Source organism: Carboxylicivirga marina, assembly GCF_016612505.1.
In the GTDB taxonomy this organism is placed as follows: Bacteria; Bacteroidota; Bacteroidia; order Bacteroidales; family Marinilabiliaceae; genus Carboxylicivirga; species Carboxylicivirga marina.
The window spans coordinates 1-15,005 of the sequence record NZ_JAENRR010000056.1 but is presented as its reverse complement, the minus strand read 5'-3'; the positions used below and the strand labels follow the sequence as shown (position 1 = coordinate 15,005).

Here is a 15,005-nt window from a genome sequence, read left to right as displayed (position 1 = left end):
CGTTCAATAGATTAAAAAAAGAACTATGCTTTAACTTTTCCGGCTCCTGGAATACGCAGGAAGGCAACAATGGTAATCACTATAGTGATGGCTGCTACAGCGCCAAATACCATTAATGAATTGGCATAGGTTTCAACCAGTCCAAAAATACCTGCCGAAAGCAAGATAAATGTAAATAGCATCAGGTTGTTGTAGGCCAGTATTAAGCCTAGCTTTCGCCCTTCTACTTTGTTTTGAATAAAGGCATTAAGGGGTATCTTGAAAATACCGGCAAAAAATGCTGTAAGAACAATCAGTATGGTGAAAAGAACAGTTGAAGGGTTAAAGACAAAGATGTAAGAAACGCAAACAAGCATGCCTATGCCGCCAATTGGCACCAGGTACATTTTTAATTGTTTATTGGAAATGACCCCCGTAATGTAACATCCTAAACCAATACCAATGGCGACTAATGCCATAATAGTGCTGGTAGCCGTGTCTGATAAGTTCAGAACATTCCGGCAATGAACAGTAATGTTCATTTGTAGTAAAGAACCAATGGCCCAGAAAGTAGCCAGTCCAATAATGACAATGTTTAGGCCTTTTATTTGACGACTCCATTTGTAAGAACGAATCAGGAATAGGATTGGATTCAGGGTTGTATCCTCTTCGTCATCGGGCACTGTTTCCTTTGGGGCAATTTTTAAACTTAATAACCAGCCTAATACAGCAAAGAATAGCAAAGCACAACATACAATGATGGTACGATACCCTGTCAGTGATTCAATGAGGCTAATGTCAGAAGTGACACCTGCAATGTAGGTGCCTATTAGAACACCCATAAAGGTTAACATCTCCATAGCTCCAGTGCCGAAAGGAATACCTTCTTTGCCGCCAATGTCGCGTATGATACCATATTTAGCGGGTGAGAATAAACAACTTTGAAGGCCCATTAGGAATATACCGAACATGGTAATAGTGACACTTTGCATGATAAAACCCAAAGAGGCAATGGCCATAATCGGTATTTCAAATAGCTTGGCGCGCTGAATAATTTTTGCTTTTGAATGATCGCGAGCCAGCTTACCTGCTATGGGTGAAAAAGCAATGTATGGAATGACAAATAATGCCGAGGCTAGCATGATAACAATTGACTCTTTTTCTTTCATCATCCAGGTGGTAGAGATGAAAAAGACCAGATATTTAAGATAATTGTCGTTTAAAACACCCAGAAAATTAGTGATAAACAGCGGTAGCCATTTGGCTTTTTTTGTATTACTCATATTATTTGGATTAAATGGATAAGTGCCATTACGACACTTATCCTTACAAATATAAACGATGCAAATGTTTTCAAGTCATCAATCCAATAATTAACGATTGGAGGCTTGTGTTAGTTTATCACCATTGTCAGACAATTCGCCTGGTTCCAATTTTTCTTTTTCGATCCAATGTTTATTAATGCGTGCAATAAGCAAGGTTAGTAAACCGATAATTGTCAGGAATATCATTTTGCTAATGCTGGCATTCCCTGTAATATCCCAAAAGAATACCTTACACGATGTTAGTATCAAGACTACTGAACCCATTACTCTGAAGGTTATGGCTTTTGTATGTGCACCCCAGATAAAAATTAGAAGAGCATAGATTATGTATGAGATTGAAATAGCCAATGAGCGACTCATAAAAGTAATGTCATAAGCCTGCCACAAGTTCTTTATTTGAATGGTAAATAGCCCGGCAACAATAATGTTTGCTGTTATCGCCATTAGTGTACTTAGTCCGCTATTATTCACTGCTTCTTTCTTAGAAGTGTAAAAACCAAAGGCAGCAAGCGCCATCCAGGTTAAGGCCCCGGCATTGAAGAATGGTAAGTACTTAATGCCAAATAATTCAATCCATTGTACGTCCCAGGCTACTGTAAACCAATAGATGATGAGCATTAACCAGGCAGCATAACTCACATAAATCAACTCGTAAGTTTTGGTAAATTGTCCAATGGAATAAGTGCTTGTAACAACCAATAACCACAGAAGTGTTGTGACTACATATTCCAGACCATAAACGCTCATTGGTTGAATGTTAGCCGCTGAAATAGCAAATAAAAGCAAACCAAGGCAAGTGTATATGATAGAAGGAAATGCTTTTCTGTCTGATAAATAGTAGATAAATACCGCGGCAGTCATAAATGCTGTTCCTACAATAAGTAGAGGAACGGTAAATGTAATATTGAAACTTCCGAGTATGTAAATCGACCAAAAAATGAACAGCATGGCATTGATTAAGCTCAGGTATAAGTTCCAACCTGTAAAACGATCGTTCTCTCGGTAAGAAGCGTAGATGATACCACCCATGTAAGTAACAAATAATGAGGCTGCATAAATAAACGGACGTACCCAATTAATGGGGTCGAAATAAACGAAATACGTGGCATAAATCAGAACGGTAATACCAAAGGTCATAGCGCGTAGTTCGGTCCATCTTTTGGAAATGCTGACGTACAATGCGCCTACATTTAGTATTAGTACATAAGCAAATAACAACATGTCATGATGCGATTGAGCTTTCATAAAAATAGGCGAGAGTAGCCCACCCATAATGCTTATGAAGATAAGGCCTCGTAGGTTGTAACGATAACTTAAAAAAGTAGTCAGGCCAGTTATGCTCAAAACCGAAATAAAGGTAATGTTGTAAGGCCAGTTAAGTTCGGCTCCAAAGGCCAGGTACGAAAGTGTGGCATAAACAATGCTCATACCAGTTCCGGCCAACATCTGACAGGTGTTAATACTGCCTTTTCGGTAAAGGTTGTATCCGGCAAATAATAGGGTAATACCTAATCCAAAGCCCGATAAAACTCTTAATTCTGTTGGAAACCAATCGTTTTCAAATACAATCTTTAAAAAATAAGTAAATGCTGAAAACAAAAATAGAATACCTAATGTGGTTATCCAATGCTTCTTAATTAATTCAATCATGATCATCAAATTTGGGTTAAACTTCATTAATTGACGATGTAAAATTACAACGAACAAAGAAGCTAAGGCAAACCAAAATTATCGATAAAAGGACTTTTAAAAATGAGATAATTATTTGATATTTGACAATTGTATTTGCCGTCGAACATGATTAAATAATAGTTATCTCATTATAATCATTGTTTTATGGGTAGTGTTAGATAGCGCTATAAGTTGTCAAGCTGGTTTTGTAAATTAGAAAATACTTTGTAAACAGACTTTATAAAATGCATGGATGCACTCGTTGAAATTATAAAAACTTTTACAAAAGGGGAAGCTACCGAGTTTGCTTCTTTTATCAATCGCCTGAAACGAAAGCAAAACAGGAAAGATTTAGAGCTGTTTTGGTTATTCTACAAAGAGGGTGAATTAAGCAGGGTTGATGTACTTGCCCGATTGTACCCTGATGGTAATAAGGTGGCTTATCATGCTTTGCGAAAGAAGTTACTCAGACATGTTACCGACTTTATTTTCTCAAAACAACTGCGAGAGGATTATACTGCAGAGACGCAGGTTTCAGCTTATGTGGGTTTAGCGCATTACCTCAATGAATACCGTTTAGATTCGTTGGCCTGGAAGTATCTCCGTAAAGCCGAACAGATGGCAGTGCGAACCGAACAATATGCCATGGCCAATCAAATAGCCCGCCAGCAATTGGATATGCCATTGTTGCAATTGAATCAAGACATAGAGCCAATTCTTTTACGTAAGAAGAGGTATCTGCAATTGGCCATTGAAGATGACCGGGCTGATACGGCCTACAAAATTATCAGTTACCATTTGCATCAATCAAAAACCAACCTTGAAGGTGCAGATATGCAGCTGGTTATTGAAAATGTATTAACCGAATATGAATTAACAGGTTCTGTTTCGCAAAGGCCATCCATGGTGTATCGGCTAATGTCTATCGCTCGAAGCGCTGCTAAATCGAGTAAAATGTATTATGGTTTTGAGCCACTCCTGCTTCGTTATTATAATGGGATTACACCGGATGCTGATCCATCGGAAAACGATAAGATTTACATTGCCAGATTGCAATACATGATAGCGCACACCTTGTTTCGAAACAAAAAGTTTAAGCAGGCGCATGACTATATTTATCTTTTACGGGAGCAACTGCGCATCGTATCAAAATCAGAATATGCCCGGCTTTTACCTCGTTTCACTCAGTTGTATTGTGCCTTGCGTTTTTTCTCGGGGCATATTAATGAAGCCATACGTATGGTGGATGCCGCATTTATGCAGCAACTTCGCCTAAAACCTGAAGAAGTGCTTAACTTGAAGTTAAATAAGGCTATCTATCATTTTTATAACGAGGACTACAGAGTGGCGCTTCGCGAGTTGCTTAGTATAGAGCATAGTAATGCCTGGTGCGCCAAGGTGGCTGGTATAGAATGGGTGGTTAAAAAGAATTTACTCGACATATATATTCAATTTGAATTGGGTAACCTTGAAATTGCTGCCAATAAAATCAGGGGGATGCTTCGGCAAAAATACAGTTCAGGTAAATTGCCGCAGATGCAACGTGTGTTGGTATTTCTGAATCTGGTTAATCAAATAGTAGATGACCCTGAGGTGGCCCAAACACAGCAGTTTTATGATAATGTGGAAGAAAGTTTTAACTGGATTCCAATAGAGCAGGAAGATTTACATGCATCGGTTTATTATGCCTGGATGAAGTCCAAAATAGTGATGAAAAAGCCATATCAGGTCTTACTTGATTTGATATTGATAGAGGAATGAGCTCTTTCACTCCTTTTATCGAAATGCGAGTGGCACAATCCCATCCCCTCCTGAATTTTAGGAGGGGTGCCGACAGGCGGGGTGGTATATTTAATTTTAAATGCGTTAGCCCCGGCATCGATATGACCTATTTCAAATTATACTATTTTTGCACACATGCAGAATAACAAGACAAAGGTAGAATTGTCGGCGAGGCATCGAATTGAACAGATAGATATACCAACAGGAGTGAAAGTCATAAGCTTGGTTGTATCGCGAGCGAAATGTAAAGATGTGCTTCTGGAGTTAATAGATAATAGGGGTAATGCCAAAGGAAAACCGCTCGAAAAGTGTCTGCCACAAATAAAGCAACAGGGTGTTCATGTTCTTCGTTTTATGATGAATGACTTTAGTATTCAACCCATCGATATTGAAGTGTCATGGAAATAAATAAGATAATTATAGGAGTTATGTGGCTCATGTTACTTATGAGCTGTAATGTTAGTGAAGAGTCAATGAGATATAAATCAGGAGATATTTTGTTTCGCGGTCGCATGGATAGTTCTTTGTCGCAGGCCATTGATGCAGTGACGCAAACAGAGGCGCAAAATCATTATACGCATATGGGTGTTGTAGAGGTTTTTAATGATACGGTTTGGGTGTATCATGCGGCTCCTTCAAAGGGCGTGTGCAAGGAGCTATTAAGTGATTTTTGCCTGAATGGTGAAGATTCAGTTATCATCGGTCATTACCGTGTGAAGAATATGGATGCCGATGCTGTTGAATCAGCTATAAGGAAAGCTAATAAGCAACTTGGCCAGCCTTATAATTACTCCTACATACTGGAAGATGAAGGGTTTTATTGTTCTGAATACATTTACCATATCTACGAGCAGGATTCAATTTTTAAATTAAACCCAATGACTTTTAAAGATCCACAAAGTGGTTCTTTTCATAGCGGATGGATTAAGCATTACAAAGAATTGGGAATCGATATTCCGGAAGGTCAGCCAGGATGTAATCCCAATGGGATGGCAGCAAGTGAACGGCTGGCGTTTTTGGGGATGATTAAATGAAACCAAAGCAAGCAGAGCGAGAATTGTGATGTGTTGTATCAGCTCCTCAGCTTATCAAATGTCGAATTACACAATTAACTCTCAACATATTAAACTAATAAACTAAATACAATGGGCATCCTTCGAAATATAAAAAGCGACCATGAAATATACGAGAACAAGAGTCTTGAGTGTCTGGTAGCCATTGAACGTAATGATTGCAAACAAATAAAAGCGTTTCGTAAGAAGTATAAGGGTAAAGAGCCATTGCCTAACGACAAAGTAGAAGGTTACAAGTTTGTGATGGATGAGGAATTTGATTCGCTCAAAATTGATTTCTCGCAAAAGCTTTCGTTTGAAATCAAAGACCTGATTAATGTAAAGGGTTAAACTTTTTGCATGAGGCCTTGTTTGTTCATAAGTATAAGATTGACTTGTAAATCAATCTTAATTCTTATGTCTTAAATCTTGAATCTAAAATAGTATGAAACAAATTGTTTTAATAGCAGCTACCATCTATGGCGGCCTTTCTGTTGTATTGGGTGCACTAGGTGCTCATGCCCTTAAAAAAGTACTAACTGAAGCTCAGTTACAAAGCTTCGAAGTGGGGGTGAAGTACCAGATGTATCATGCCATTGTATTGTTGGTGCTGGGCTTTTTTCTGTCGTTTGACACGCGCTTGCAAGCCATTATGGGCTGGAGTTTTATAACAGGCACTTTGCTCTTTTCTTTTAGTATTTACTTCCTGTCGTTGCAAACGGTTTTGGGTGCAAACCTAAAGTTTTTAGGCCCTGTTACGCCACTGGGAGGTTTATTGATGATTGTTGGCTGGTGTTTATTGTTGGTGCATGTTGTAAAGGTTATTAAATAGGAGCTAAAGCAGACTCCCATATAAGATATGCAAGTATGTAGCCTTGATTTCAATTGCCAATCAAAGACATTTCGCACAAAAATGACTAATTTATGCTGTCATTCTTAAAGGTCATTTTATGAAGTCACGCATCAAACAACTACTTCTCATTTCTTTTATTAGCCTTTTGATTTTGGGAAGTACCTTTCTGTTGCCTTTTGGTTTCTCAGCCATTCATGAAGGATGGTCTGCTTCCTTTTGGTTGCTTGTCTCGCATTCGGGAGGTACTGTTGGTGTGCCACTAATTACTATTACGTTTTGCGTACTGATTAGCTTGCATTACAAAGGTTGGAAAAGGAAACTATTAACCATTGGCCTTTCATTGGTAGCTTTTTCACTGGTACTGGGAGTGATGGCACGCTTTAATGAATTTTTCATCAAAGAGAAGCTCAAAGTAGAACGTCCTAATGTCAAATACCTTCATAAGCAAAAAGGCTTTGATATGGATGCATTTTATGCCTATGAAAGTAAAGAAGAAAGAAGAAGGTATCTGGCTTATTTTCTAAGGTCGAATGCAGATGAAATGACCTTCGATGGCGAAGGTTTACATCCCAAAGTTATCCGGCATTGGATTCACGAAACCGGTTATTCATTCCCATCGGGCCATTCGTTTAATGCTTTTTTAATGGCCACACTCATGGCCTACATCATTCTGTTTATCTATTCCGATTTCCGGAGGCGTCGCTTTTTTGTGTTGCCCTTCATTTGGGCCACTTTTGTGGCGCTGTCGCGGGTGATGCTGGGAGTTCATTCGTCTGTTGATATTACCTGTGGTGCGGCCATGGGGGCGTTAATAGCTTTAGTGCTTGTTTATGCCCGACCTATTGATAAGTTGATGATGCAGAAAACAGTAGAGTGGAATCAGAGAATGAGATAAAAATGATTGTTAAAGCCACTTACAAACACGTAACCACTTTTTATAGGAATAAATTCCTATGACCCATGTGAAATTTTACAACTCCTTAACTTATCTATTATTACACTTCAGCCTTACACGTAATTTCTTTGAAATATCCCCAATGCATGCTAACGGTGGCCAGATGAAGCGTATGGCGATTTAACGAACCAAACTTTCCTAACGCCTCAGAGTCAAATCTTTTATTTGTTTTTATCTTTTCAATCCTAAAGCCAAATCAAAGATTTGGCGGTGGTAATCGAAGCTGCGAACTTGCCAAAAGTCACGACCGCCAAATGCTTTATACTAGCGTGTTGTAGGGCGTTTTTCTTCCATTATTATTTATTTGCAAACCAAGTTCTATAGTCGCCAATCAATTGTGAATCTGCTTTTGTTTTATCAATTGCTTCTAAATCACAAAGCGGAAATTCATATTTTTCTCCACGAAGTCGTACAGAAGCAATTATTCCATACATATCCACAATATGCGGTAATGATTTGATTAAAACCTTGTCCCCTCTTTTAATTAACCAATTACTCTCCGAATCTGAAACAATTGCGTTAATTGGGAAAGTTAATCTACGGTCAAGGTATTCTACCCACTTTTGCAAACATTTCATTTCGTCACGAGGATTAACATTTTCCAATACTTTTGATATTCTGACTCCTTCATCTCCAAGCGAAGCCCAGTGGTATTTGTCTAATAATTTATCTTGAATCTGTTTGACATTTTCTTCGCTGTCTCTTGGTTTTGTTTTTTCTAATTCCGACTCATATAAAGTCATATTTTTCCAGTCCAATCCCTCACTTTCTGATTGCTCAATGTAATATGATGGAATTTGTTTTAATGTTAACGAATCCCATTCAATCGTAATCAAAATGTTGTCTTTGTCTGATTTTGTATCAAGGATTGGCTCGATTGAATTTGAAGAGTTGGATTTTCTCTTTGGTAATTGGAGCTTTTACTTCGGCCTTCTCATTTTTATTAAATTCAAATATTCAAAGCACTATTTCCCTTAGCTACTTTGGTGTCCTCACCTTTATTCAGATTTATTGATTATTCATTGATAATGTGTGAATGATGTAACTTATTCACATAGTTATGTAATAGTTTTGGATACACGAGGTCATATCTTTATTATGGAGATTTTTCCTTTATTTAAAAACATAAAAAAATGTATCCAAAATTAAAAAACTCAACATTCTACCCTGGCTGGGTAGATAATTTCTTTGCTAGTCCAATGTGGCCAAATGAAGAATTAAATGTGGGTATTTCAGTACCTGCTGTAAATGTAAATGAAGACGAAAATCAGTTTAACATTGAGGTGGCAGCTCCAGGTATGGAGAAAAAAGATTTTAAACTTGACTTAAACCACAATGTGCTAACTATTTCATCTGAAAAAATGGAGAAAAAGGAAAGCGATAATAAAAAATTTACACGAAGGGAATTTAGTTATACTTCCTTTAATCGTTCTTTTACCTTGCCCAATAGTGTACAAGAAGATGGTATAAAAGCATCTTATAAGGACGGTATTCTAAATATTAGTATTCCTAAAAAGGAAGAAGCTAAGGAAAAAGGTCCAAAGCATATTGAAATTGGATGAGCAAACACAGATGTCTTCATAAAGGTATCTGTGTTTTTATGAAGTGTACTGCTTTTACTGGTAAATCATAATTTGTTTTCTTTCAATTAATGCGAGCTACCAAGGAAGAAAATGAGATAGAAACTAAATTTAGATTGTCCCAAAAAAGAGAAGCACCAACGTCGACATAAAAATTGTGATAATGAGTATTTATTTCAATAACAACAGGTTTCTACAAGGTTTTGGGAAATTATATCATATAATATCCAATTCGAATATTTTCGGTATTAGAGCGAAAAAACTAATTTTTAAACCCGAAAAAGAAATAACCATTCATCCCTCAGGAAGTAACATGAGCATTGAAAAAGAAAAACATTACCACAGAGTAAACACACGTCCGGTGGCTGAAAAACAATCTATCCTGAAGGAGGAAAAAAAGATTAAACATTCTGAATAATTTGTAGATACACCTTTTATGAAAGTTAATCAAGATGAAAATAGCGATGAATGAAGAAAATCTAAAGGAACTTACAACAAAACTCAAAAATAAATATTCATCACTTACGGATAGCGATTTATCTATTTACAAATAATAATGAAGAAAGTAAGTATGCTTACCATGGTTGCCTACAGGCTAAGAAAAAGTAAAGAGGAGATGAGCGAAATAGTTAAGAACCTTTAATTTTTAAACAAACATTAAAATTAATATTATGAGCTATTTATATTTAGTAATACCCGTGGTATTAATATTCTTTATAGGAATCAGAATTGTACGTCCAACGCACCGTGGCTTAATTGAGCGTCTTGGAAAATATAAAAAACTTGCCAACCCGGGGTTTCATTGGATTATACCCGTTGTAGACAGGATATTTATGGTAAATATTACCGAACAAATGGTTGATGCCGAACCCCAGGAAATCATTACAAACGATAACCTGAACGCCAGTGTTGATGCACAGGTGTATTTCCGGGTAAAATCGGATGAGGAAAGTATAAAGGGCTCAACCTATGATGTTGACAATTACCAATGGCAGATTGTGAACCTTGCACGAACAACACTTCGTAATATTATTGGTACACTTACCCTAAAATCGGCTAATAGCGAACGAGGAAAAATAAACACCGAATTGCATGAAACCCTGCATAAAGAAACCAAAAGTTGGGGCATTGAAATTATCAGAACTGAATTAAAGCAAATCGACCCCCCATCTGATGTACAGGAAACCATGAACAAAGTGGTAAAAGCCGAAAATGAAAAAATAGCAGCGATAGATTCAGCCACAGCGGCTGAAACAGTAGCCGATGGCGTGAAACGAGCCAAGATAAAAGAAGCAGAAGGTTATAAACGAGCAAAAATTTTACATGCCGAAGGTGAAGCCGAGGCTATAAAACTGGTTAATGAAGCGGCCGATAAATATTTTATAGGAAACGCCCAAATGTTGCGAAAACTGGAAGCATTGGAAGCATCTTTGGGTAACAATGCAAAAATAGTAATACCAACGGGTTCCGAACTGGTGAATATTATTGGTGACATGGCCGGAATTGTTCCTTTAAAAGGCATAAATAAAGAAAATTAAGTGTCTATTAATTAGGTACTTAAAATAATAAATCATGAAATCATCAAATATTGGACAAATAAGTCAGGTTTCCAACTATATAGAAGAAATGGATGTTTTAGGGCTCGCTAAAACAAAAAATACAAATTTATTAGAGCAACATAAAACACAGACTATTGTTATTGCAGACTCCGGAGACTTTGAGTCGATGTGCAAATAGAACCCCACTGACGCTACTACAAACCCTTCCCTCATTTATAAAGCTTGCCAGGATATCAAATACCTCCCTTAGCTGGAAGAAGCTATTGTCCTTGCCAAAAGCAAGTCGTCCAATAAAAAATTTCAGCTAAGTATAGCTATAGACAAGCTATATATTGCTTTTGGTCTGGAAATATTACATATTGTACCTGGCAAGATTTCTACCGAGGTTGACCCAAGGCTATCATTGGATACGGAAGGAACAGTTTCTAAAGCAAAAGAATTGAGGGATATAAGTCTGACGGATCAGAAAAATGGGATTCGTTTAAACATAAACTAAACCATGATTTAGAAGAACTTGGAAAGGCATTGAAAGGTTTTACAACGCATGTAAAGTAGGCATTCTACCAATGAATTTTTTCAGATTAAAGTACAAAACTAAACATGATAGCAACAATTAGCATTGACCCTGTTCTGTCAAAATTTGTTATCCTCTCAATGGTAATCATTGTTGTGGGTTTTATATTGCAGGTATTTAAGCAACCCTCCATAGTCACTTACCTTATTGTTGGTGTGTTGGTAGGGCCATATGGTTTTAAACTAGTAACAGATGAAATTTTGATTACCAATCTCGGTTCACTGGGGCTTGTTTTATTATTGTTTTTTGTAGGAATGGAAATTCACTTACCTAATTTAATTACAAACTGGAAGGTATCAATAATTGGAACATTAATTCAAATAGTATTTAGTGTAGTAGTAGTTTGGTTGTTGGGTAAATTTTTTAATTGGGAAATTAACCAGGTAATTCTGTTAGGATTTGTTATCAGCTTGAGCAGTACAGCGGTTATTGTAAAGCTTTTGCAAGAGAGGGGTGAGCTATTTACAAAAGTGGGTCAAAATGTCCTTGGAGTACTTATTGCACAGGATATTTTAATTGTTCCTATGCTTATCATTATGGGTTACCTGGGAGGAAATAAGCCCGAAATTACAGAAATCATAAAACAAATTATTGGTGGTTTACTAATCATTGGAATCATTATTTACATTTTAATAAAGAAAGAAATTAGACTGCCATTCATGAGCTATATCAGCAAAGATCATGAGGTCCAGGTTTTTGTTGCCTTTACACTATGTTTCGGGTTCTCAATTATAACCGCATTTTTTGGTTTGTCATCTGCTTTAGGCGCCTTTGTAGCTGGTATTATTTTATCATCTACAAAATCTACCACATGGGTACACAATAGCTTGCATGCTTTTAAGATAATGTTTGTGGCTTTGTTCTTTGTTTCAATAGGAATGTTAATTGATTTACAATTTTTAAAAGTGAATGCAATTATAATTGGTTCACTTGTACTCATTGTTTTTGTTGTAAATAACGCCATAAACATACTAATAATGCGTCTTTTCTGTAAAGACTGGAAATTAAGTTTTTACGCTGGTGCTTTATTGTCACAAATAGGAGAGTTTAGTTTTATTCTAGGATCAACAGGTTATTATTCTGGTATTATCACGATTTATAGCTACCAATTAATTATTAGTACCATAGCTCTTACTTTGTTTATAAGTCCACTGTGGATAAATTTTGCCAGAAAGATTGTTAAACTACATGTTCCTGACAACAATTTTTTGTTAAAAAATTAGGAAGTAGTGCAGTACCGGGAATTCGTTTAGCGTTTTATAATTGGTCTCATAGTAAAAAACAATAAGGAATGAAAGATTACTATTCTATATTAGGAGTTCAAAAAAATGCTACACAGGCAGATATTAAGAAGGCATATAGAAAGTTGGCAGTAAAATATCATCCGGATAAAAATCAAGGTGATAAAATAGCAGAAGAAAAATTTAAGGAAGTTAGTAAGGCCAATGAAGTACTTGGTAATTTAGAGAAAAGAGAAAAGTATGATAAATGGGGTGAAAATTGGAAACAATTCGAAGGAGCTAATCAGGGATTTGACTCGTCACAATTCGGGAATAGAGAAAAAGAAGATGGGCAAACGTTTTATTATGAAGGCGACCCATCTCAATTTTTCGGAAAAGGTGACTTTTCTGATTTGTTCGGTTCGTATGGTGACCTCTTTGGCAATAAGAACTATCATAGAAAATCAGCCGGACATGATGTTCAGGCTAATATGGAAATAACTCTAGAGGAAGCATATAACGGAACATCCCGAATTATTCAACTAAATAACGAAAAACTTAGGGTGACGACAAAACCCGGTGCTTATAATGGTCAGCAACTTCGCATTAGGAATAAAGGCGGGCAAGCAGTAGATGGAGGGAAACGGGGTGATATTTATGTAAATATAAAAGTCTTGCCTCATAAAAGTTTTAAGCTAAAAGGGAATGACCTCATTTTTCTGGCTGATGTTGAAATTTATACTGCAATATTAGGAGGGAAACTATCCATATCAACCCTAAGTAAAAAGGTGGAAATGAATATCCCTAAAGGAACTCAGAACAATGCTATGCTTCGACTTAAAGGAAACGGAATGCCGGTTTATGGAAAATCTAATCAGTTTGGCGATTTGCTTGTGAGAGTTAATATTAAAGTTCCTACTGATTTAAGCACTGAAGAGCTATCTCTATATGAGAACCTCCAAAAATTGAATAAACAAAAAGTAAAATCTGACTAAAGCTAAATACTATGATTATTGAATACTATAAGAATCAACTGTTAAGTTCAGAAATGGAGTATTTTGCTAATTGCATTTCGGAACTGGAATTAAAATTCTATGCAAGTGATATTCTAGCCAGAATTGGAATAGTAGAACAAGCCGATTTTGAAATGGCAATAAACAAAGCTGCTGCGTTATGCAGGTTGACAAATGTCCCCGTGTCAAAACATTTTAAAGTAATTTATAAGGAGAATAATAAATTAATAATAAAGGATTGGAAATTATCGCAACTTGCGTGTAGAATAATTCTTATTAGTGAGTCTAATAAATAATAATCAAATTATTGCCCCTTTGAAAACGCAGTTAAGTATTTAACCACTTCTTTTTTTGTTTCATCCTCAAAACTATCAAGGTTAAGTTCAGATTGGAAGTCTAATGAAACAAAAAACACCCGACCGAACTAAATCAATCGGGAGTTTTTGTGTGCCCAAGGTGGGACTCGAACCCTCACGAACGTAGTACACGCGGCCCTCAACTTAGTGTGTCGACCAAGTCAGCATTACTACTTGACCATCAAAATAAGTTATCAACAATTTATTCTGCTATTTATTTTGGTTTATCACTATCAAATGTATACCAAATTGTATGGCCATCATTGTTTAAAAAAAACCAAGAAGTAGTCTTTAATGGCACATTATCAGACAATTAAGTATTTTTAAATTAAATGCATTCCGGTTGGCTAGATGAAGCGATTGGCGATTTAACGAACCAAACCTTCCAAAACTCTCTGAGCCAAATCTTTTATTTGTTTTTATCTTTTCTAAAGCCAAATCAAAGATTTGGCGGTGTTCAAATACCCGACTTAACCTTCAAACACTTTCGGACGCCAAATGCTTTATACTAGCGTGTTGTATCTCGTACTTTATCTTCTAATTAAAATTAAAACCTCTTCAAGCATAGAAATTTTCTAATTCTCCTTAATGCTCTTTTTTGCCTCTGTGAACTCTCGTTTAGATGATTTTTTAACGTAGTAAATTCATTCTTCAACTGAACTTGCTGCTCTTCTGATAAATCTAAATCGACCAACTCAAATATTTTCCTTTCTGATTCAAGAATGATCGATTCTTGGTTTATCTTAAAATCTTTTATCACATTAAACTCTCTGATTAGGTTTGCCATTCTTAATATTTCAACAGAGTTTCTATTTATTACTATTTCTGTTATTGGGCTGGCAGTAAAGAATAGTCTGGATAGTATATAAGTCAAGCCGAATGCTAATAAAGACCAAATTATTAGACCATTAAAATATGCACTTAACCCAAGGTGTGATTTATAAATGTTAAAAATTAATCCTACGAATAAGAAAGTTATTCCCAAATACAACCTTTTATTGGAGTACGGTTTTGTTTTTAACCGCTTTAAAAACTGGACCACTTTGTAGCACATGAAAAGTGAAACAAAATGGTAGAAGAAATCAT

18 protein-coding genes are annotated in these 15,005 nt (G+C 36.3%); 14 read left to right on the top strand and 4 right to left on the bottom strand.

The features are described from left to right. Positions 1-23: 23 nt before the first annotated feature. A complete protein-coding gene (locus JIV24_RS17675; RefSeq protein ID WP_200466403.1) occupies positions 24-1,262 on the bottom strand; it encodes an MFS transporter in 1,239 nt (412 codons plus the stop codon). Between the two features lie 90 nt (positions 1,263-1,352). Continuing rightward, complete coding sequence (locus JIV24_RS17670; protein ID WP_200466402.1) at positions 1,353-2,954, bottom strand: DUF2339 domain-containing protein; 1,602 nt, start codon at positions 2,952-2,954, stop codon at positions 1,353-1,355. 270 nt (positions 2,955-3,224) lie between these two features. Here JIV24_RS17670 and JIV24_RS17665 point away from each other — a divergent pair, with 270 nt between their 5' ends. The 6 genes from JIV24_RS17665 to JIV24_RS17640 all read left to right on the top strand — a co-directional run bounded on the left by JIV24_RS17665 (position 3,225) and on the right by JIV24_RS17640 (position 7,557). Then, positions 3,225-4,736 (top strand): hypothetical protein, encoded by a 1,512-nt coding sequence (locus tag JIV24_RS17665; RefSeq protein WP_200466401.1) that lies wholly within the window; start codon positions 3,225-3,227, stop codon positions 4,734-4,736. 156 nt (positions 4,737-4,892) lie between these two features. Beyond that, on the top strand, positions 4,893-5,165 hold the full coding sequence (locus JIV24_RS17660; protein WP_200466400.1) for a hypothetical protein: 273 nt from the start codon (positions 4,893-4,895) through the stop codon (positions 5,163-5,165). A gap of 65 nt (positions 5,166-5,230) precedes the next feature. Further along, complete coding sequence (locus JIV24_RS17655; RefSeq protein ID WP_200466399.1) at positions 5,231-5,791, top strand: YiiX/YebB-like N1pC/P60 family cysteine hydrolase; 561 nt, start codon at positions 5,231-5,233, stop codon at positions 5,789-5,791. 111 nt (positions 5,792-5,902) lie between these two features. Beyond that, positions 5,903-6,160 (top strand): hypothetical protein, encoded by a 258-nt coding sequence (locus JIV24_RS17650; protein WP_200466398.1) that lies wholly within the window; start codon positions 5,903-5,905, stop codon positions 6,158-6,160. A 94-nt stretch (positions 6,161-6,254) separates the two neighbouring features. Next, the gene (locus tag JIV24_RS17645; RefSeq protein ID WP_200466397.1) at positions 6,255-6,641 is read left to right on the top strand and encodes a DUF423 domain-containing protein; all 387 of its coding nucleotides are present in this window, start codon (positions 6,255-6,257) and stop codon (positions 6,639-6,641) included. 118 nt (positions 6,642-6,759) lie between these two features. Then, positions 6,760-7,557: a phosphatase PAP2 family protein gene (locus JIV24_RS17640; protein ID WP_200466396.1), complete on the top strand. Its 798-nt coding sequence runs from the start codon at positions 6,760-6,762 to the stop codon at positions 7,555-7,557. Between the two features lie 356 nt (positions 7,558-7,913). Here the strand turns inward: JIV24_RS17640 and JIV24_RS17635 are convergent, their stop codons facing one another. After that, complete coding sequence (locus tag JIV24_RS17635) at positions 7,914-8,453, bottom strand: calcium-binding protein (RefSeq protein WP_200466395.1); 540 nt, start codon at positions 8,451-8,453, stop codon at positions 7,914-7,916. Between the two features lie 297 nt (positions 8,454-8,750). On the opposite strand from JIV24_RS17635, the gene JIV24_RS17630 reads away from it, so the two are divergent. The 8 genes from JIV24_RS17630 (at position 8,751) to JIV24_RS17595 (ending at position 13,859) form a co-directional block, all read left to right on the top strand. Next, positions 8,751-9,179, top strand: a complete 429-nt coding sequence (locus JIV24_RS17630) for an Hsp20/alpha crystallin family protein (RefSeq protein WP_200466394.1) — start codon at positions 8,751-8,753, stop codon at positions 9,177-9,179. A gap of 181 nt (positions 9,180-9,360) precedes the next feature. Continuing rightward, positions 9,361-9,615 carry a hypothetical protein gene (locus JIV24_RS17625; RefSeq protein WP_200466393.1) on the top strand — a complete coding sequence of 85 codons (255 nt, stop codon included), beginning with the start codon at positions 9,361-9,363 and terminating at the stop codon, positions 9,613-9,615. 253 nt (positions 9,616-9,868) lie between these two features. Further along, positions 9,869-10,735, top strand: coding sequence for an SPFH domain-containing protein (locus JIV24_RS17620; protein ID WP_200466392.1), 867 nt, complete (start codon positions 9,869-9,871; stop codon positions 10,733-10,735). Positions 10,736-10,769: 34 nt separating this feature from the next. Then, the gene (locus JIV24_RS17615) at positions 10,770-10,934 is read left to right on the top strand and encodes a hypothetical protein (RefSeq protein WP_200466391.1); all 165 of its coding nucleotides are present in this window, start codon (positions 10,770-10,772) and stop codon (positions 10,932-10,934) included. Positions 10,935-11,006: 72 nt separating this feature from the next. Then, positions 11,007-11,252 (top strand): transaldolase family protein, encoded by a 246-nt coding sequence (locus tag JIV24_RS22885; protein WP_200466419.1) that lies wholly within the window; start codon positions 11,007-11,009, stop codon positions 11,250-11,252. Positions 11,253-11,356: 104 nt separating this feature from the next. Continuing rightward, the gene (locus JIV24_RS17605) at positions 11,357-12,553 is read left to right on the top strand and encodes a cation:proton antiporter domain-containing protein (RefSeq protein ID WP_200466390.1); all 1,197 of its coding nucleotides are present in this window, start codon (positions 11,357-11,359) and stop codon (positions 12,551-12,553) included. 68 nt (positions 12,554-12,621) lie between these two features. After that, the gene (locus JIV24_RS17600) at positions 12,622-13,545 is read left to right on the top strand and encodes a DnaJ C-terminal domain-containing protein (protein WP_200466389.1); all 924 of its coding nucleotides are present in this window, start codon (positions 12,622-12,624) and stop codon (positions 13,543-13,545) included. 11 nt (positions 13,546-13,556) lie between these two features. Further along, entirely contained in the window at positions 13,557-13,859 is a 303-nt protein-coding gene (locus tag JIV24_RS17595) for a hypothetical protein (protein ID WP_200466388.1), read from the top strand. 607 nt (positions 13,860-14,466) lie between these two features. On the opposite strand, the gene JIV24_RS22475 is transcribed toward JIV24_RS17595, so the two are convergent. After that, on the bottom strand, positions 14,467-15,005 hold a 539-nt coding region (locus JIV24_RS22475), incomplete at its 5' end, for a hypothetical protein (RefSeq protein ID WP_234445869.1).

Excerpts from the sequence above, each read along its gene's own strand:
- JIV24_RS17675 (WP_200466403.1), bottom strand. The coding sequence starts at position 1,262 with ATGAGTAATACAAAAAAAGCCAAATGGCTACCGCTGTTTATCACTAAT.
- JIV24_RS17670 (WP_200466402.1), bottom strand. The coding sequence starts at position 2,954 with ATGATTGAATTAATTAAGAAGCATTGGATAACCACATTAGGTATTCTA.
- JIV24_RS17665 (WP_200466401.1), top strand. The coding sequence starts at position 3,225 with ATGGATGCACTCGTTGAAATTATAAAAACTTTTACAAAAGGGGAAGCT.
- JIV24_RS17660 (WP_200466400.1), top strand. The coding sequence starts at position 4,893 with ATGCAGAATAACAAGACAAAGGTAGAATTGTCGGCGAGGCATCGAATT.
- JIV24_RS17655 (WP_200466399.1), top strand. The coding sequence starts at position 5,231 with ATGAGATATAAATCAGGAGATATTTTGTTTCGCGGTCGCATGGATAGT.
- JIV24_RS17650 (WP_200466398.1), top strand. The coding sequence starts at position 5,903 with ATGGGCATCCTTCGAAATATAAAAAGCGACCATGAAATATACGAGAAC.
- JIV24_RS17645 (WP_200466397.1), top strand. The coding sequence starts at position 6,255 with ATGAAACAAATTGTTTTAATAGCAGCTACCATCTATGGCGGCCTTTCT.
- JIV24_RS17640 (WP_200466396.1), top strand. The coding sequence starts at position 6,760 with ATGAAGTCACGCATCAAACAACTACTTCTCATTTCTTTTATTAGCCTT.
- JIV24_RS17630 (WP_200466394.1), top strand. The coding sequence starts at position 8,751 with ATGTATCCAAAATTAAAAAACTCAACATTCTACCCTGGCTGGGTAGAT.
- JIV24_RS17625 (WP_200466393.1), top strand. The coding sequence starts at position 9,361 with ATGAGTATTTATTTCAATAACAACAGGTTTCTACAAGGTTTTGGGAAA.
- JIV24_RS17620 (WP_200466392.1), top strand. The coding sequence starts at position 9,869 with ATGAGCTATTTATATTTAGTAATACCCGTGGTATTAATATTCTTTATA.
- JIV24_RS17615 (WP_200466391.1), top strand. The coding sequence starts at position 10,770 with ATGAAATCATCAAATATTGGACAAATAAGTCAGGTTTCCAACTATATA.
- JIV24_RS17605 (WP_200466390.1), top strand. The coding sequence starts at position 11,357 with ATGATAGCAACAATTAGCATTGACCCTGTTCTGTCAAAATTTGTTATC.
- JIV24_RS17600 (WP_200466389.1), top strand. The coding sequence starts at position 12,622 with ATGAAAGATTACTATTCTATATTAGGAGTTCAAAAAAATGCTACACAG.
- JIV24_RS17595 (WP_200466388.1), top strand. The coding sequence starts at position 13,557 with ATGATTATTGAATACTATAAGAATCAACTGTTAAGTTCAGAAATGGAG.